The following is an 18,280-nucleotide window of genomic DNA, read 5'->3' on the forward strand; positions in this document are numbered from 1 at the left end:
CCCGGCGGGCGACATTCGGGTAGATAAAAGCCGCGAGAGATTAAAAAATGAAACAGCGCTATGGAGCCATTGTGCTTCTTGTACTGATGGGAATGACTACGGCTGCGAGTGCAACTGATTGTCGTGTGAACGGCGGGGCTTGGATATTTGTAGGTGCGGGTGGGACTTTAAACCTGCAAGTTCCCGTCACAGTTCAACTGAGCGCAGACAGAACTCGTATCATGCTCGAAGGGGCAAGGTTAGAGTGCCGGTTCTCGGGTTTTGGCGGTAGCCAGCCTTGGTATACGGACTACTGGGCTACGTCCGCAAGAGTGGGGCCGGCCTGGGTGCCAGGCCCGAAGTTCACCAGCCAAGGCACCGGCTTACGCATCAACGGCAGCTATCAAAATACCCCGGTCCCGAATGGTATCCGAATGACGACCATGCCTAACAACGGCATCGGCGTGCTGGTCGATGTTACACCTTATATTTTGGTGCGTAACAATCCGACCAATCCTATCGACGTTCGATTAGGAGACGTCCTCGGAAGGTTAAACCTGGACCAGACAAATAACTATAACTCCGGCAGCTCAACGCTCGCGCTCACGTACACGGCCGCCAACAACTTCTCCATCTCCCCATCCACCTGCACCATCAACAATAACAATCCGATCGAGATCAACTTCGGTACCGTCCATCAGCGGGCAATCGGCACCGACCCGTTGACATCTTCCGTCGTCAGCAACCGCAGGCTCACTTACTCATGCCCGGACGGCGGCATTACCACGCCCATCACCATCACCTACAAAGGCACCCGCTCGGCCTTCGATGCACGGCTGTTGATGATGAGTAACCCGGACGTGGGCACGGCCATGGTGCATGCCGGTACTGCGGTGCCGGTGAACGGCTCGTTCCTGACCCGTATCACCAACAGTGTGGGCGCAGACGATGTGACCTTTTCGCTGGTGCGGCGCAATGGCTCCTTGCCGACCGCAGGCGCCATAAGCGGCAGTGGTGTGCTCGTAATGGGTGTGCCATAAGGCCCAAGCTCGCCGGCAGCCAACCCTACTAACCCCAACACTCTAACGGGCGGCGCGAACAGGGGGCTGAATATTCCTCGGACGGCGCCTGGGTAGAAAAATCACGAGAAGTCAAAATGAAATCACTTTATGGCGCGCTGGCGCTTCTCGCCCTGGCGGGTTTTACCACAACCGCGCACGCCGTCGATTGCCGTGTTAACGGCGGGGCTTGGCAGAATGGCAACCCCAACCTGCAGGTGCCGGTGACGGTCACCCTGGCTGCAGATCGCACGAGGCTCATGCTCGAAGGTGCAAGGCTGGAGTGTCGGTTTACCTATAGCGGAGGCCCCGCTTGGCATACGGACTTTTGGGTCAGTGGAAGCGCCGCAGGTACGGCCTGGACTCCCGGACCAAAATTTGCCGGCGAAGGCACCGGTTTACGCATCAACGGCGCTTTTCGAAACACGCCGGTGCCGTCCGGCATAGGGATTGCGAACATCCCCAACAACGGAGTGTTTTACCCGATCAATGTCACCCCCTACATTTTGCTGCGTAATTATCCGTCCAACCCGTTCGATGTTCGTATCGGTGACAACCTCGGCCTGTTGCGCCTGACCAGCTCGAACAATTACGACGGCACCCGGCCACAGCTCACGGTAACCTACACGGCGGCCAACAACTTCACCGTCTCGCCCTCCACCTGCACCATCAACAATAACAACCCGATCGAGATCAACTTCGGCGACGTCCACCAACGCGCCATAGGTTCCGACCCGTTGACATCCTCCGTCGTCAGTAACCGCAGGCTGACCTACTCGTGCCCCGACGGTGGGATCAACACACCGATCACCATTACCTACAAAGGCACCCGTTCCGCGTTCGACCCGCGCCTGCTGATCATGAGCAATCCCGATGTGGGCACGGCGTTGTTGCGCGGCGGTGCTGCAGTGTCTGTCAACGGCTCATTCCTCACCCGCATCACCAACAGTGTGGGCGGCGATGATGTGACGTTTTCGCTGGTGCGGCGCAATGGTTCACTGCCGACGCCTGGCGCCATCAGCGGCAGTGGTGTGTTGGTGATGGGGGTGCCCTGACCCCCAAATGATCGATACCCAAAGCACAACGCCTCGCCCTAGAATGCCAGCTCCTCCACCTCTGGCATTTTGGGGCGCTCATGCACATCTCTTCCGGTCGCTGGGTCTATGGTTTTGGCCTGACCCTGCTGACTGCGTTTCTCTGGGGCATTCTGCCGATCAAACTCAAGCAAGTATTGCAGGTGGTGGACCCGATCACCGTCACCTGGTTTCGCCTGGTGGTGGCCGGCAGTTGCCTGTTTATCTACCTGGCGCTGAGCAAACGCTTGCCCAGTCGCAAGGTGCTTGGTCCCAGGGGCGGCTGGCTGGTGGCGATGGCCGTATGTGGTTTGGTGGGCAACTACGTGTTGTACCTGGTGGGCCTGAAAATGCTCAGCCCCGGCACCGCGCAATTGGTGGTGCAGATGGGGCCGATTTTTTTGATGATCGCCAGTGTGTTCGTGTTCAAGGAGCGTTTCAGCCTGGGGCAGGGCATGGGGCTGGCGGTGCTGATCCTGGGCTTTGGTCTGTTCTTCAACCAGCGCCTGGCTGAGCTGCTGACCTCCATGGGCACCTACACGGCGGGCGTGTTGACGATCCTGCTGGCTACCACCATCTGGGTGTTCTACGCCCTGGGCCAGAAGCAATTGCTGACGGTGTGGAATTCGCTGCAGGTGATGATGGTGATCTACTTGTCGTGCGCCCTGTTGCTCACGCCATGGGCACATCCGCTGGAGGCGTTGCAATTGAGTCCGCTGCAAGGCTGGTTGCTGCTTGCGTGCTGCATGAACACACTGGTGGCCTATGGTGCGTTTGCCGAAGCACTGGCGCATTGGGAGGCCTCGCGCGTCAGTGCGACCCTGGCGCTTACGCCGTTGGTGACCTTTGTGGCGGTGGCGGTGGCGGCGTGGCTGTGGCCGGACTATGTGCAGGCCGAAGAGATCAATGCCGTGGGCTATATAGGGGCATTGGTAGTGATGCTGGGTTCAGCGACGGTAGCACTGGCGCCGTCGCTGCTCGCCGGGCTCAAGGCCCGGCGGGTGCGTATGGCGTCTTAATACCTTATTAAGGACGAACACTCTCACTGTGGCGAGCAGGCTTGCCCTGCGTTGGGCTGCACAGCAGCCCCAGCCAGCTTTAACTGACTCACCGAGTCGCCAGTTCTCTCAGTGGCCGGCTTCCAGCATGTTCTCCGGGCGCACCCACTGATCGAACTCTTCATCAGTCAGATAACCCAGGTCCAGCGCCGCCTGGCGTAGCGTCAAGCCTTCGGCGTACGCCTTCTTGGCAATCTGCGCCGACTTGTCGTAGCCGATATGCGGGTTGAGCGCCGTTACCAGCATCAAGCCGCGCTCCAGGTGCTCGGCCATTTGCTCGGCATCCGGCTCAAGGCCTGCGATGCAGTGCTCCTGGAAGTTGTTGCAGCCGTCGGCCAGCAGGCGGATCGATTCGAGCAGGTTGTGGATGATCACCGGCTTGTACACGTTCAGCTGCAAGTGCCCTTGACTGGCGGCGATGCCGATGGTCACGTCATTGCCCAGCACCTGGCAGGCCAGCATCGACAGCGCTTCGCACTGGGTGGGGTTGACCTTGCCGGGCATGATCGAGCTGCCCGGCTCATTGGCCGGCAGCTTGACCTCAGCCAGGCCTGCGCGTGGGCCGGAACCCAGCAGGCGCAGGTCGTTGGCGAGCTTCATCAGCGCCACCGCCAGGGTCTTCAGTGCGCCGTGCAGGGTGACCAGCGGTTCATGGCCGGAGAGGGCGGCGAACTTGTTGGGGGCGGTAACGAACGGCAAGCCGGACAAGGCCGCCAGCTCGGAGGCGATCGCCTCACCAAAGCCATGCGGCGAATTGAGCCCGGTGCCCACGGCGGTGCCGCCCTGGGCCAGCTCGCACACAGCGGGCAGGGCGCTACGGATGGCGCGCTCGGCGTAGTCGAGTTGGGCGATAAAGGCCGAGACTTCCTGGCCGAAGGTGATCGGCGTGGCATCCATCATATGGGTGCGGCCGGTTTTCACCAGTTTCATATGGCGTGCAGCCAGCTCGGCCAAACCGCCAGAAAGCGTGGCGATCGCCGGGAACAGGCGTTGATGAACCGCCTGCACCGCCGCAATGCTCATGGCCGTGGGAAAGCAGTCGTTGGAGCTTTGCGAGCGGTTCACATGGTCATTGGGATGCACCGGGCTTTTGCCGCCACGGGCCTTGCCCGACAGCTCGTTGGCGCGGCCGGCGATCACTTCATTGGCGTTCATATTGCTTTGGGTGCCGCTGCCGGTCTGCCATACCACCAGCGGGAACTGGTCGTCGTGCTGGCCATCGAGCACTTCATCGGCGGCCTGTTCGATCAGGCGGGCGATGTCGGCGGGCAAGTCGCCGTTGCGGTCGTTGACCCGTGCTGCGGCTTTCTTGATCAGGGCCAGCGCGTGCAACACCGCCAGCGGCATGCGTTGCTCGCCGATGGCGAAGTTCACCAGCGAGCGTTGGGTCTGGGCGCCCCAGTAAGCGTCATCCGGGACTTGGACGTCTCCCAGGCTGTCGGTTTCGATACGGCTCATCGGGCACACTCCTTCAGGTTCGTTTGCGCAGTTTAGGCTGTGATCCGTTGGTGGGGTTCCATAAAAGACTTTTCATCGAGGGTATTCCCATGCGGTTCAGGCCGCCTGTGATGGCGTCAACGGGTTGTCACTGATAAACCGCGGTGCTTGCATCGCAGCGGTGCGACGATTCGACAAGCCGGCTCGCATAGAAAGGCAGATCCCAGCCCCGTGCCCCCGCAAAACCAGGCTGAACAAGGCCTGGGGTTGAGCCGCAAGGTTTTTTAGGCGCAGAATGGTCGCCCTTGGGGTCTTACCTCGCCTGCTAGAAAGGAAACTCGATGACTCGTCTTCGTGCCATCTGTACCGCGGTTGCTCTGGTTTGCGCCAGCGGCCAGGTTTTTGCCGATACCGCCAGCCATAACGCCAGTGCCGAAGCCTTCCTGACCCTGGCCCACGCTGACAAGCTGGGTACCCCGGTGTACATGCAAGTGCAGCAAATGTTTGCCCAGCGTTTCGCCCAGACCAAGGCACCTGCCGCCAAGCAGTCCGTACTCGACAGCTACCAGGCCAAGGCCAATGCTGCGCTGGACCAGGCCATCGGCTGGCCGAAGCTGAAGCCGGACATGGTCAAGCTCTACACCACCAACTTCAGCGAATCCGAGCTCAAGGACCTGGTAGCCTTCTACCAGTCGCCGCTGGGCAAGAAAGTCCTGGAAAAAATGCCGCAACTGACCCAGCAATCGGCCCAGATGACCCAGGCCAAGCTGGAAAGCGCGGTACCTGTGGTGAACAAGCTGCTCGAAGACATGACCAACGAGCTGACGCCAAAAGCCCCAGCCCCGGCCAAGAAGAAGTAAACAGGAATGACCATGCAACAGCGTATCGAATCGGCACTCGTCGCCCTGAGCCCGGAGTACTTGAGCGTGCTGGATGAAAGCCATATGCACAGCCGTGGGTTGCAGACCCACTTCAAGGCCGTGCTGGTCAGCCAGCAGTTCGAGGGGCTCAACCGCGTCAAGCGCCATCAGAAGGTCTATGCCACCCTGGCTGACCTGATGAGCGAATTCCATGCGTTGGCGCTGCATACCTACACGCCTGACGAATGGGCGAAAATCGACGCAGCCCCGGCCTCGCCGACCTGCGCCGGCGGGCACTGACACTGTGGCGCATGGGCGTTATGTGGCGAGGGAGCTTGCTCCCGTTGGGCTGCGCAGCAGCCCTGATGCCCATCACTGCGATCTTTGTGAAAGGTCACAATTGCCTTATCGGGGCCGCTTCGCAGCCCAGCGGGAGCAAGCTCCCTCGCCACAGTAAAGAGGCGGCCCATAAACGTCGCCAATTTTGTTAGAATCCGCAACGCGCCGCTTAGCCGGCGCGTTTTTTTTTGCATCCGGTTCACCCCTTACGAGGGTAGCCACCTGGAGAGAACACCCATGACTCAACCGATTGTCGTGGCGGCACTGTATAAGTTCGTCACCCTCGAAGATTACGTCGCCCTGCGCGAGCCACTGTTGCAGGCAATGGTCGATAACGGCATCAAAGGCACCTTGCTGATCGCCGAAGAAGGCATCAACGGCACCGTTTCCGGCAGCCGTGAAGGCATTGATGGTCTTATGGCCTGGCTCAAGAACGACCCACGCATGGACGACATCGACCACAAAGAGTCGTACTGCGACGATCAGCCGTTCTACCGCACCAAGGTCAAGCTCAAAAAAGAGATCGTGACCCTGGGCGTCGAAGGCGTTGACCCGAACAAAAAGGTCGGCACCTACGTCGACCCGCAGGACTGGAACGCGTTGATCAGCGACCCTGAAGTGCTGTTGATCGACACGCGCAACGACTACGAAGTGTCGATCGGCACCTTTGAAGGCGCAATCGACCCGAAAACCACCAGTTTTCGCGAATTTCCTGACTATATCAAAGCCAACTTCGACCCGGCCAAGCACAAGAAAGTCGCGATGTTCTGCACCGGCGGCATTCGTTGCGAGAAGGCTTCCAGCTACATGCTCAGCGAAGGTTTCGACGAGGTTTACCACCTTAAAGGCGGGATTCTGAAGTACCTCGAAGAGGTGCCGCAGGCAGAAACCAAATGGCAGGGCGACTGCTTTGTGTTCGACAATCGCGTGACCGTGCGTCACGACCTGAGCGAAGGCGACTACGATCAATGTCATGCCTGTCGCACACCGGTCAGCGTAGAAGACCGCGCGTCCGAGCATTATGTGGCTGGCATCAGTTGCCCGCATTGCTGGGATAAGCTGCCGGAGAAGACCCGTCGCAGCGCCATCGACCGGCAAAAGCAGATCGAACTGGCCAAGGCCCGCAACATGCCGCACCCGATTGGCTTCAACTACAAGCAAACCCCTTCCGAGGCCTGACCCATGCCCGCGCGCCTGCTCTATGTGATGGACCCGATGTGTTCCTGGTGCTGGGGCTTTGCCCCGGTGGCGCAGGCGCTGGTTGAGCAGGCCCAGGTGGCCGGCGTGGATGTGCACCTGGTGGTGGGCGGTTTGCGCACCGGCAGCGGCGCGGCACTCGAGCCGACTACGCGGCGCTATATCCTTGAGCACTGGCAGGCCGTTACCGACGCCACCGGCCAGCCGTTCAAGCGCGAAGGCGCGTTGCCCGACGGGTTTGTCTATGACACCGAGCCTGCGTGCCGCGCCATCGTCACCGCGCGCAGCCTGGCGCCCGATTGCGCCTGGACACTGCTGGGGCTGATCCAGCGTGCGTTTTATGTCGAGGGCCGCGATGTGACCCTCGCCAGCGTGCTGGTGGAGCTGGCCGAGCAGGCGGGCATTCCGCGCATCGAGTTTGCCGGCGCCTTCGACCGCGCCGAGCAACATGCGGCGACGGCGGCTGACTTTACCTGGGTGCAGGACTTGGGCATCGCCGGTTTCCCGACGCTGCTGGCCGAGCGTAATGGCCAGCTGGCGTTGCTGACCAACGGTTATCAGCCGTTATCCGAGCTGTCGCCCTTGCTGGCCCGATGGCTGGAGCGTGCCACCTGTGCAGGATGAGCCCAAACGCACCGACCGACTGACTTGGGCGGAAGTTCGCCGCCTGGCCCTGCGTCACAAGAAATCCCTGTGGATCGCCAATGGCGTTGCCGTGCTGGCGACCCTGTGCAGCGTGCCCATCCCTTTGCTGTTGCCGTTGCTGGTGGACGAAGTGCTGCTGGGTCACGGCGATGCTGCGCTCAAGGTGATGAACCACGCGTTGCCACTGGGTTGGCAGAAGGCAGCCGGTTATATCGGCCTGATGCTGTTGGTGACCTTATGCCTGCGCTGCGGTGCGCTGGTGTTTAACGTGGTGCAGGCGCGGCTGTTTGCGCGGCTGGCCAAGGACATTGTGTACCGCATCCGCGTGCGCCTGATCGAACGGCTCAAGCGGATTTCCCTGGGCGAATACGAAAGCCTGGGCAGTGGCACGGTGACCACGCATCTGGTCACCGACCTGGACACCCTGGACAAGTTTGTCGGCGAGACTCTCAGCCGCTTCCTGGTGGCCATGCTCACGCTGGTCGGTACCTCGGCGATTCTGGTGTGGATGCATTGGCAACTGGCACTGTTGATCCTGCTGTTCAACCCCTTGGTGATCTACGCTACGGTGCAGTTGGGCAAACGCGTCAAACACCTGAAGAAGCTCGAGAACGACAGCACTTCGCGCTTCACCCAGGCGCTGACCGAAACCCTCGACGCCATCCAGGAAGTGCGCGCCGGCAATCGCCAAGGCTTTTTCCTCGGGCGCCTGGGCCAGCGCGCCAAGGAAGTGCGCGACTACGCGATCCATTCGCAATGGAAAACCGATGCCTCCAGCCGCGCCAGTGGCTTGTTGTTCCAGTTCGGCATCGACATCTTCCGCGCGGCGGCGATGCTCACGGTGTTGTTTTCCGACCTGTCCATCGGCCAGATGCTCGCTGTGTTCAGCTACCTGTGGTTCATGATCGGCCCGGTGGAGCAGCTGCTGAACCTGCAATATGCCTACTACGCGGCGGGTGGTGCGCTGACGCGGATCAACGAGCTGCTGGCGCGGGCCGACGAGCCGCAATATGCCGGCGGCGAAGACCCGTTCACCGGGCGTGAGACCGTCGGCATCGAGGTGCGCGGCCTCAACTTCGGCTATGGCGAAGAGTTGGTACTCAACCAGTTGAACCTGGCTATCGCACCCGGCGAGAAGGTCGCGATTGTCGGCGCCAGCGGCGGCGGCAAAAGTACCCTGGTGCAACTGCTGTTGGGGCTCTATACCCCACAAGCGGGCAGTATCCGTTTCGGCGGTGCTACCCAACAGGAAATCGGCCTGGCGACCATCCGCGAAAACGTCGCAGTGGTGCTGCAACACCCGGCGCTGTTCAACGACACCGTGCGCGCCAACTTGACCATGGGCCGCGCCCGCAGTGACCAAGCCTGTTGGCAGGCACTGGAAATCGCCCAGTTGGATGCTACCGTCAAGGCACTGCCCTTGGGCCTGGACAGTGTGGTGGGGCGCTCGGGGGTGCGCTTTTCCGGTGGGCAACGCCAACGCCTGGCGATTGCACGCATGGTGCTGGCCGAGCCCAAAGTGGTAATACTGGACGAGGCCACCTCGGCCCTGGACGCAGCCACCGAGTACAACCTGCACCAGGCGCTGGCGCGGTTTCTCAGTGGGCGTACTACACTGATCATCGCCCACAGGCTTTCTGCGGTGAAACAGGCCGACCGGGTACTGGTGTTTGATGGCGGGCATATCGCCGAAGATGGCGACCATCAGCAGTTGATTGCCGATGGAGGGTTATACGCCAAGCTCTACGGGCATCTGCAACAAGTGCGTTGATTTGGCTGAGCTATCGAGAGCGGATTCTCGCGTGCGTATCAAGCAGTGCATGTGCAAGGGATCTCATGAAGCAAAAGCGTACTCTCGCAGCGACGTTAAGCAAGCCTCGGTTGCTGGGCATTGTCTGGCCCTTTATCGCCGTCGTGCTGTTCCAGGCATTGCTGGGCTGCGTCAGCCTCTACATGCTGTCAGCGGTGCGCGGCTATGTAGCAGGCGAGAGCTTGTGGTCCAAGGGCCAGAAAGACGCCATCTACTACCTGAGCCTTTACGCCGATAACCGCGACGAAGCGACGTTCCTCAAATACCGGCAAGCCATCGCGGTGCCCCAGGGCGGCCATGAGCTGCGCGTCGCGCTGGACCGTCCCACGCCCGACCTTGCGGCCGCGCGCCTGGGCATCCTCAAGGGCGGCAACCACCCCGATGACGTGTCCAATCTAATCTGGCTGTACCTCAATTTTCGCCATTTCAGCTACCTGGAAAAAGCCATCGAGCTGTGGACCGTGGGCGATGGTTACCTGGTGCAACTGGATGACCTGGCCCAGGCGATGCACCGGGCGATCCGCAGTGATCAGGTCAGCCCTGGCGACATTGCTGGCTGGAAGACGCGCATCATCGCCATCAACGACGGCGTGACGCCAGCCGCCAAGGCCTTCAGCGATGCCTTGGGCGAAGGTTCGCGGATGATCCTGCGCCTGTTGCTGATCACCAACCTGGCCACCGCCCTGGGGTTGATCGTGCTGGCACTGCTGCGTACCCACAAACTGCTGACCCAGCGCCACGCCTTCGCCACCGCGTTGCAAGCCGAGAAGGAGCGGGCGCAGATCACCCTGGAGTCGATTGGCGACGGCGTGATCACCACGGATGTCGACGGCGCCATTGCCTACATGAACCCGGCGGCCGAGGCGCTGACCCATTGGAAGAACGCGCAGGCCCAAGGGTTGCCGCTGGCGGCGTTGTTCAACCTGCTTGATGAGAACGCCGAGCCCGATGGCTTCGCCCTGATTGAACACATTATCAAGGGTGAACTCAGCGGTGGCAGCGAGCATTCCAAGCTGATCCAGCGCGTGGACGGCAGCACGGTGTCAGTCACCCTGGTAGGTGCCCCGATCCGCAACGCCGGCAAGGTCAGCGGCGCGGTGCTGGTGTTGCACGACATGACCCAGGAGCGCCAGTACATCGCCAACCTGTCGTGGCAGGCGACCCACGATGCCTTGACTGGCCTGGCCAACCGCCGCGAATTCGAGTTCCGGCTGGAGCAGGTGCTGCAACAGGTAGCGCGCCAGCAGAGCGGGCGGCATGCCTTGATGTTCCTCGACCTCGACCAGTTCAAGCTGGTCAACGACACCTGCGGGCATGCGGCGGGCGATGAGCTGCTGCGGCATATCTGTGCGTTGCTGCAATCGGACCTGCGCGAAGGCGACACCCTGGCGCGCCTGGGCGGCGACGAATTCGGCATCCTGTTGGAGAACTGCCCGGCAGCGGTGGCGGAAAAGATCGCTGAAAGCCTGCGCCATACCGTGCAAAGCCTGCATTTTGTGTGGAAGGGCCGGCCGTTCATGACCACCGTGAGCATTGGTCTGGTGCATATCTCGCAATCGCCGACCACCCTGGAAACTTCGCTGCGCGCCGCTGATATGGCCTGTTATATGGCCAAGGAAAAGGGCCGTAACAGGGTGCAGGTCTACCATGCCGATGATTCGGAATTGTCCATGCGTTTTGGCGAAATGGCCTGGGTACAACGCCTGCACATGGCCCTGGAGGAAGATCGTTTTTGCCTCTACGCCCAGGAAATCTCGCCGTTGGGCCATACCGATGGTGGTAATGGTCATATTGAGATCCTCCTGCGCCTGCACGACGAGGCGGGTCGGATCATCTTGCCGGACAGTTTTATTCCTGCGGCCGAACGTTACGGTTTGATGACTTCGCTGGATCGTTGGGTCGTGGAAAACGTCTTTAAGATTATCGCCCGTTGTATGCAAGAGCGTGCAGGCCGTCCTATGGCTATGTGTGCGATTAATCTGTCAGGCATAACTATTGGCGATGATGATTTTCTCGGGTTTTTACGTGAGAAATTCGAGGCTTACAGCATTCCGCCGGAAATGATTTGTTTTGAAATAACAGAGACCAGCGCTATTGCCAATTTGGGCAGTGCAATCCGCTTTATTAATGAACTCAAGGCCTTAGGTTGCCATTTTTCACTTGATGACTTTTGTGCCGGAATGTCCTCGTTCGCTTATCTTAAACATTTACCTGTAGACTTCCTGAAGATCGACGGGAGTTTCGTAAAGGATATGCTGGACGACCCGATTAACCGTGCCATGGTCGAAGTGATCAACCACATCGGCCACGTCATGGGTAAGCGCACAATTGCCGAATTTGTTGAAACACCGCTGATCGAGCAAGCTTTACTTGAGATCGGTGTGGATTATGCTCAGGGCTACCTGATCGAACGTCCGCAATTGTTTACCTTTGATAGTCTGCAGTGCCGACCCGTGCGGCCGCAGCCACTGTTGCTAAAGGCGCCCGGCACATTCCGCTGAAGCATTCGACGGTCTGTACAATCACACTAGAAAAGGAGCCCTACAGTGATCGACACCTTCAACCGAACCGGCCCGCTTATGGAAGCCTCGAGTTACCCAGCCTGGGCGCAACAACTGATCCAGGACTGTAGCGAGAGCAAGCGCCGGGTTGTCGAACACGAACTGTACCAGCGCATGCGTGATAACACGCTCAGCGCCAAGACCATGCGCCACTACCTGATCGGTGGCTGGCCAGTGGTTGAACAGTTTGCCTTGTACATGGCACAGAACCTCACCAAGACCAAGTTTGCCCGTCATCCTGGGGAGGATATGGCGCGCCGGTGGCTGATGCGCAATATTCGCGTGGAACTCAACCACGCCGACTATTGGGTGCACTGGGCGCGCGCCCACGGTGTAAGCCTGGAAGAGTTGCAAGCGCAGAACGTACCACCGGAGTTGCACGCACTGAGTCACTGGTGCTGGCACACCAGCTCGGCCGATTCGTTGATCGTGGCGATTGCCGCGACCAACTACGCGATTGAGGGGGCGACTGGGGAGTGGTCTGCCGTGGTGTGTTCGACCGGCGTGTATGCGGCCGCCTTCCCTGAAGAAGACCGTAAACGCGCCATGAAGTGGTTGAAGATGCACGCGCAATACGACGATGCCCATCCTTGGGAAGCCTTGGAAATCATCTGCACCCTGGCCGGGATGAACCCGAGCAAAGCCTTGCAGGTAGAACTGCGTCAGGCGGTGTGCAAGAGCTACGACTACATGTACCTGTTTTTGGAAAGTTGCATGCGGTTGGAGAACGAAAAAGCAAAGGCCCCAGCAGTTGTTCGTGAACGTCAGGTTCGCGCCGCCAGCGAGGCGTGATGTAAGCGTAATGGCGGGGTTTTACCCCGCCATTGCCAAGCGGTTGCGGCCTTCGCGCTTGGCCACGTACAGGGCGTTATCGGCCCGCCGCAACAGGCTTTCTGCCGACTCGGCGGCCAACAGGGTCGAGCAACCCAGGCTCACCGTCAGTTCAATTCGCTTGCCATCGGCCCAATAGTCCTGAGCCTCTGCCGCCCGACGCAGGCGTTCGCCGACCATACCTGCCGCGTCCCGGCCGGTGTTTGACAGCAGGATCAGAAACTCTTCCCCGCCAAAGCGAAACACCATGTCCACATTGCGCAACTGGCTTTTGATCGAGTCGGCGACAGCGCGCAATACGATGTCGCCCGCTGCATGGCCGTGGGTGTCGTTGATTTTCTTGAAGTGGTCAATGTCCAGCATCAACAAAGACAGCGGGCTCAGGTGCCGCCGGGCCATGTCGATTTCCCGTTGCAGCGTCTGGTCCATCGCAATGCGGTTGCCGGTTTCGGTCAGCGGGTCACGCAGGGCGCTGCGGGTGGCGGCGCGGTAGAGCAGGGCGTTACGCATCGGGTACAGCAACGTCGACAGCAGTGACTCAAGTTGCGCCAACTCGTCGTCCAGCAAACGCTGGTTGCGCCGGAATATCAACTCGCCCAGATGCTCGCCTTCATGGCTCAAGGTGTAGCTCACCGAGTGATGCCCGCGATGGCCAAACTCCAGGCGCAAGTCGCTGGCCTCATGGCGATATTGCAGCGCGTCCAACGGCACCAGCCGCTGAACTTCGCGAAAGAACAGCGCCAGAATGCGCTCCGGCTCAAGGCTGGTTTGCAACTGCTGGTTCAGTTGCTGACGAAGTTGCGCAAGTGTGGTGGGGCGACGTGGAAGCAGGGACGGCTGACCAAACCCCAGGCGTTGCAATTTGGCACTGTCGAAGTCAATTGCGTTGGTCTGGGTCGGTGATTTCATAAGCTGACGGCCTCTAAGCACTTAACTGTCTTACAGGCTGCACGAGAGCGGCAAATGCCAAGCGTCTTACTGTTCCTTCAGTTCCGTAAAACATTGGAAACAGTTTAAACCGCTTTGCCATGGGTTATAACCCCTGGGCCCTGCCACACGTCTTGTCATCGCTTAACCTGCTTGAAAGGGGTTAGAGCGAGATTCATGCCACTTTGTTTAACTTACAAAAACACCTTATAAATCAACGACTGTTTTAAAAAACTCAACACAGTCGTTGTGCAGTGACGTCAGTTATTTGGCTGTTTGAACCAAGGTGGAGTGGTCAATCTGGTCAATCGAGGTGACGCCGGTCAAGGTCATGGCCACGCGCATCTCCTTGGCGAAGATATCCAGCAGGTTTTCCACCCCGGACTGGCCGGCGGCGGCCAGCGCATACACGGTCGAACGTCCCAGCAGGCAACCCTTGGCGCCCAGGGCGAGCATGCGTACTACGTCGAGTCCGGAGCGAATGCCGGAGTCCACCAGCACCGTGAGATCATCGCCCACGGCCTCGGCAATCGGCGGCAAGGCTTTGGCGGTCGACAACACGCCATCCAGTTGGCGCCCGCCGTGGTTGGAGACCACGATGCCGTCGGCACCGAAACTCACCGCGTCCTTGGCATCCTGGGGGTCAAGGATGCCCTTGATGATCATCGGGCCTTTCCAGAACTCACGGATCCACTCCAGGTCTTTCCAACTGATCGATGGGTCGAAATTATTCGCCAGCCAGCCGATGTAGTCTTCCAGGTGGGTGGGCTTGCCGAGGTATTTGGAGATATTGCCCAGATCATGAGGGCGGCCCATCAGGCCCACATCGAAGGCCCATTGCGGCTTGCACACCGCCTGCAGCATCCGGCGCTGCGCCGCATACGGCCCGGACATGCCCGAATGCGCATCACGGTAACGCGCGCCGGGTGTGGGCATATCGACGGTAAACACCAGCGTGGTCACCCCTGCGGCCTGGGCGCGCTCCAGCGCATTGCGCATAAAGCCGCGGTCCTTGAGCACATAGAGCTGGAACCAGATCGACTGCGGGCTTTGCGACGCCACCTCTTCAATCGGGCACACCGACACCGTCGACAGGCAGAACGGGATGCCCTTGTTGGCCGCCGCCTTGGCCGCCTGCACCTCACCACGTCGCGCGTACATGCCGGTCAGGCCCACGGGGCTGAGAATCACTGGCATGGCCAGCTCCTGGCCGAACAGCGTGGTCTTGAGGCTCAGGTTGTCGACATTGCGCAGGATGCGCTGGCGCAGGCTGATCTCGGCCAGGTCCGAACTGTTGGCGCGCAGGGTGTGCTCGGCGTAGGCGCCGCCGTCGATGTAATCGAACAGAAAGCGCGGCAGCTTGCGTTTGGCGGCTGCACGGTAGTCGGCGGCGGACGAGATGATCATGAACGGGTTCTCCACAGAGCTGGGTCGCACCACCATAAGCAAAAAGCTGGCATGATAAAAACAACTTTTATTACTAATACCCAGTCGCTATAGGAATACCGATGAACCTGAGAACCGTGCGGGCCTTTGTCGAAGTGGTGCGCCAGGGCGGTTTCTCCCAGGCAGCGGAGGTGGTGGCCCTGACTCAATCCACCGTGAGCAAGGCGGTCAAGACCCTCGAAGACGAGCTCGGCACGCCGCTGCTCAATCGCCTGGGCCACCGTAACGAGCTGACGGCCGCCGGCGAAATTGCCTACCGCCGCGCCCTGGTACTCCTCGCCGAGCACAACGACCTGGTGGCCGAGATCAACGACCTGCGCGGCCTCAAGCGCGGCGTGCTGCGCATCGGCCTGCCGCCAGTGGGCTGCGGCGTGCTGTTTGCCGCTATGTTCGCGGCATACCGCAGCCGCTACCCGGAGATCGAGATCGAACTCACCGAATACGGCAGCAAAAAACTGCGCGAATGTCTGGAAGCCGGGGAGGTCGACCTTGCCGCACTGCTGTTGCCGGTGGACGAAGCCTTCGACTACCAGCCAGTGCGCAATGAACCGCTGATGGCGGTATTGCCCATCAGCCACCCACTGGCCCAGCGCAAACACATCGACTTCACCGACCTGGCCGATTCACCGTTCATCTTGTTCGAAGCCGGCTTCGCCCTGAACGCCAAGATCCTCGCCGCGTGTGAGCGCAAAGGCGTCACGCCCCGAGTGACCGCGCGCAGCGGGCAAATCGACTTTATCGTTGACCTGGTCTCAGCCGGGCTGGGCGTTGCGTTTCTGCCGCGAATGCTCGCGCTAAAACATCAACACGCGGGTATCGCCTTGATTGCGTTGGACGAACCACACACCGACTGGCATATCGCCCTGGCCTGGCGGGCCAGCGCACACCTGCCACCGGCGGCGCGTGCGTGGCTGGATCTGGCCAAGGAAATGGCCAGCCCGGTGTAGCGGGCTGCAAGCGGAATTTGCAGGAATTCGTCAAAATGCTCCTCAATGCTTGACTTCTTCTTTTTAATCAGTAACATACGGCGCATTCCGCGATAGCTCAGTTGGTAGAGCAAATGACTGTTAATCATTGGGTCCCTGGTTCGAGTCCAGGTCGTGGAGCCAGATAGAGAAAAGCCTGCAGAGATGCAGGCTTTTTTTTGCCTTGGATTTTTTGAAATTTTTGTTAAGTGCATGATTTTAAAAAAACATAATTTTCAAGCTGAGCCTGATTTGTTTCACTTTTGAAACAAATTTGTACATTTTATTGACGCCATCAAAGTGCCATCCTAGAATCGCCGCCCATTGATAGCACAACGCTATGTAGAGGGATCTAGACATGTGGCGTTTGGAACGCCGGACCAGGTTTTGCCTGCTGTCCGTTTTTTTCTGCCTGGGCACCGCCGGATTAGCGCACGCCGCCGCCCCGCAGAACACCCCCGGCATCACCGACCTGATCCGCGACCGTCAGGACCGCCTGCTCGAAGAGCAGCAGCGGCGCCTCGAAGAACTCAAGGATCTGCCCGGTAAATCCGCCGCCCCTGCAGCTCCGGCGACGCCTGCCGACACCCGTTGCTTCCCGATCAAAACCATCGAGCTCGCAGGCGCCGACGCCCTGTCCGTAGACGAGCGCAGCGCGCTGATCAAGCCTTACATCGGCCAATGCCTCGGCGTGCCGCAGCTCAACGAAGTGCTCAAGGTCATCACCGACCGCTACCTGGCCAAGGGCCTGGTCACTAGCCGCGCTTATCTGCCACAGCAAGACCTTTCCAGCGGCAACCTCAAAATCCAGGTAGTCGAGGGCAAGCTCGAAAGCCTGAAAGGCGCCGAAAGCAGCGGCATCACCGACCGCCAACTGGCGATGAGCTTTCCCGGCAAACAAGGCGAGTTGCTCAACCTGCGTGAAATCGAGCAGATGGTCGATCAGCTAAACCGTTTGCCCTCGAACCAGGCGCAGATGGAACTGGCGCCGGGCAAGGCCGTGGGCGGCAGTGATGTACTGGTCAAAAACACCCCGCAAAAGCCCTGGCGTGTCGGCCTTTCGCGGCACAACGGCGGCCAGCGCAGCACCGGCGAACAACAGTGGGGCGCCAGCCTCGACTGGGACAACCCGCTGGGCCTGGCCGACCAACTTTCGTTGCGTGGCGGCCACGATGCGGTTAGCGATCACCAGAAAACCTCGCGCAATTCGATGCTCAACTACAGCTTGCCCTTCGGCTGGTGGAACCTCACCTACAGCTACACCGAAAGCGAATACCGCTCTCGGGCCGAGGCCAACAACTTCAAGTTCAAGCAGACCGGCGACAGCCAGAGCCACCAGTTGCGCCTGGAGCGTGTCGTTCACCGCGACGCCTTGAGCAAAACCTCCCTGAGCACCGGCGTCGCCTACCTGCGCACCAACAACTTCATTGAAGACAGCAAGCTGGCGCTGAGCAGCAACCGCCTCAGCGAAGCCCAGTTCGGCATCAACCACGGCCGCCGTATTGGCAGTGCATTTCTCAACATCGACCTCGGCATGCAAGACGGCATCGGTGCCTTTGACGCCCAGGCCAATCACAACCCGCGCCACGGCCAGGCCGATGCGCGCTACCGCAAATACACGGCCACCGTCAGCTACCTGTACCCGTTCAAGCTGTGGGGCGAGTCCTTGAGCTTCAGCAGTTTGATGACCGGCCAGCACAGCGAAGATGTGCTGTTCAGCCCGCAGCGCATGAGCCTGGGTGGGCAGTCGTCGATCCGTGGCTACAAGGACCAGATGCTGTCCGGCGACAGCGGCGGCTACTGGCGCAACGACCTGCGCTGGAGCCGCCCGGTGACCTGGGCCTGGCTGCAACCGGTGCTCAGCGAATACGGCACCAGCCTCGGTTATGACCAGGGCGTGATCAGCCGCGACCGTTACAACGCCGAGCAGCATGGGCGCATGAGCAGCAACTCGGTGGAGCTGTTTGCCCGTGGCAAAAACGTCGCCGCCAGCGTGACCTTTGCCCACTCTTTGGAACGACCGGCCGCTATCACAGAGCGTGAAGCGCCGATCTATTTCCGTATGGATTTTTTCCTTTAATTTTTTTACCGCCT

Annotated in this window: 15 protein-coding genes and 1 tRNA gene; 13 read left to right on the forward strand and 3 right to left on the reverse strand. The window is 60.0% G+C overall.

The features are described from left to right. Positions 1-47 precede the first annotated feature (47 nt). The 3 genes from AOA62_RS14080 (at position 48) to AOA62_RS14090 (ending at position 3,129) form a co-directional block, all read left to right on the forward strand. Entirely contained in the window at positions 48-1,019 is a 972-nt protein-coding gene (locus AOA62_RS14080) for a fimbrial protein (protein WP_026013762.1), read from the forward strand. A gap of 116 nt (positions 1,020-1,135) precedes the next feature. Next, positions 1,136-2,092: a fimbrial protein gene (locus AOA62_RS14085; protein ID WP_017137801.1), complete on the forward strand. Its 957-nt coding sequence runs from the start codon at positions 1,136-1,138 to the stop codon at positions 2,090-2,092. An 80-nt stretch (positions 2,093-2,172) separates the two neighbouring features. Next, the gene (locus AOA62_RS14090) at positions 2,173-3,129 is read left to right on the forward strand and encodes a DMT family transporter (RefSeq protein WP_099548935.1); all 957 of its coding nucleotides are present in this window, start codon (positions 2,173-2,175) and stop codon (positions 3,127-3,129) included. Between the two features lie 108 nt (positions 3,130-3,237). Here AOA62_RS14090 and AOA62_RS14095 read toward each other — a convergent pair whose 3' ends face one another. Beyond that, positions 3,238-4,626, reverse strand: coding sequence for a class II fumarate hydratase (locus tag AOA62_RS14095; RefSeq protein ID WP_017137799.1), 1,389 nt, complete (start codon positions 4,624-4,626; stop codon positions 3,238-3,240). A 320-nt stretch (positions 4,627-4,946) separates the two neighbouring features. On the opposite strand from AOA62_RS14095, the gene AOA62_RS14100 reads away from it, so the two are divergent. The 7 genes from AOA62_RS14100 (at position 4,947) to AOA62_RS14130 (ending at position 12,809) form a co-directional block, all read left to right on the forward strand. Further along, positions 4,947-5,465 (forward strand): DUF2059 domain-containing protein, encoded by a 519-nt coding sequence (locus tag AOA62_RS14100; RefSeq protein WP_017137798.1) that lies wholly within the window; start codon positions 4,947-4,949, stop codon positions 5,463-5,465. Between the two features lie 6 nt (positions 5,466-5,471). After that, the gene (locus AOA62_RS14105; RefSeq protein ID WP_099548936.1) at positions 5,472-5,765 is read left to right on the forward strand and encodes a BolA family transcriptional regulator; all 294 of its coding nucleotides are present in this window, start codon (positions 5,472-5,474) and stop codon (positions 5,763-5,765) included. A gap of 276 nt (positions 5,766-6,041) precedes the next feature. Then, positions 6,042-6,983, forward strand: a complete 942-nt coding sequence (locus tag AOA62_RS14110) for a rhodanese-related sulfurtransferase (protein ID WP_065931357.1) — start codon at positions 6,042-6,044, stop codon at positions 6,981-6,983. A gap of 3 nt (positions 6,984-6,986) precedes the next feature. Beyond that, on the forward strand, positions 6,987-7,625 hold the full coding sequence (locus AOA62_RS14115; RefSeq protein ID WP_017137795.1) for a DsbA family protein: 639 nt from the start codon (positions 6,987-6,989) through the stop codon (positions 7,623-7,625). Further along, a complete protein-coding gene (locus AOA62_RS14120; protein ID WP_017137794.1) occupies positions 7,615-9,417 on the forward strand; it encodes an ABC transporter ATP-binding protein in 1,803 nt (600 codons plus the stop codon). The genes AOA62_RS14115 and AOA62_RS14120 overlap by 11 nt, the downstream gene beginning before the upstream one ends. Positions 9,418-9,482: 65 nt before the next feature. After that, complete coding sequence (locus AOA62_RS14125; protein ID WP_099548937.1) at positions 9,483-11,957, forward strand: EAL domain-containing protein; 2,475 nt, start codon at positions 9,483-9,485, stop codon at positions 11,955-11,957. A 45-nt stretch (positions 11,958-12,002) separates the two neighbouring features. Next, positions 12,003-12,809 carry a TenA family transcriptional regulator gene (locus AOA62_RS14130; protein WP_017137792.1) on the forward strand — a complete coding sequence of 269 codons (807 nt, stop codon included), beginning with the start codon at positions 12,003-12,005 and terminating at the stop codon, positions 12,807-12,809. Positions 12,810-12,830: 21 nt separating this feature from the next. On the opposite strand, the gene AOA62_RS14135 is transcribed toward AOA62_RS14130, so the two are convergent. Next, positions 12,831-13,757: a GGDEF domain-containing protein gene (locus AOA62_RS14135; protein ID WP_017137791.1), complete on the reverse strand. Its 927-nt coding sequence runs from the start codon at positions 13,755-13,757 to the stop codon at positions 12,831-12,833. 282 nt (positions 13,758-14,039) lie between these two features. Beyond that, the gene (gene lldD, locus AOA62_RS14140; protein ID WP_017137790.1) at positions 14,040-15,182 is read right to left on the reverse strand and encodes an FMN-dependent L-lactate dehydrogenase LldD; all 1,143 of its coding nucleotides are present in this window, start codon (positions 15,180-15,182) and stop codon (positions 14,040-14,042) included. Between the two features lie 101 nt (positions 15,183-15,283). Here lldD and AOA62_RS14145 point away from each other — a divergent pair, with 101 nt between their 5' ends. The 3 genes from AOA62_RS14145 to AOA62_RS14155 all read left to right on the forward strand — a co-directional run bounded on the left by AOA62_RS14145 (position 15,284) and on the right by AOA62_RS14155 (position 18,266). After that, positions 15,284-16,168, forward strand: a complete 885-nt coding sequence (locus AOA62_RS14145) for a LysR family transcriptional regulator (RefSeq protein ID WP_099548938.1) — start codon at positions 15,284-15,286, stop codon at positions 16,166-16,168. Positions 16,169-16,254: 86 nt separating this feature from the next. Beyond that, positions 16,255-16,330: transfer RNA gene (locus AOA62_RS14150), tRNA-Asn, on the forward strand. A gap of 214 nt (positions 16,331-16,544) precedes the next feature. Beyond that, positions 16,545-18,266, forward strand: coding sequence for a ShlB/FhaC/HecB family hemolysin secretion/activation protein (locus tag AOA62_RS14155; protein WP_099548939.1), 1,722 nt, complete (start codon positions 16,545-16,547; stop codon positions 18,264-18,266). Positions 18,267-18,280 lie beyond the last annotated feature (14 nt).

Origin of the sequence: Pseudomonas sp. 2995-3, from assembly GCF_002742565.1 — a bacterium.
Lineage (GTDB): Bacteria > Pseudomonadota > Gammaproteobacteria > Pseudomonadales > Pseudomonadaceae > Aquipseudomonas > Aquipseudomonas edaphica.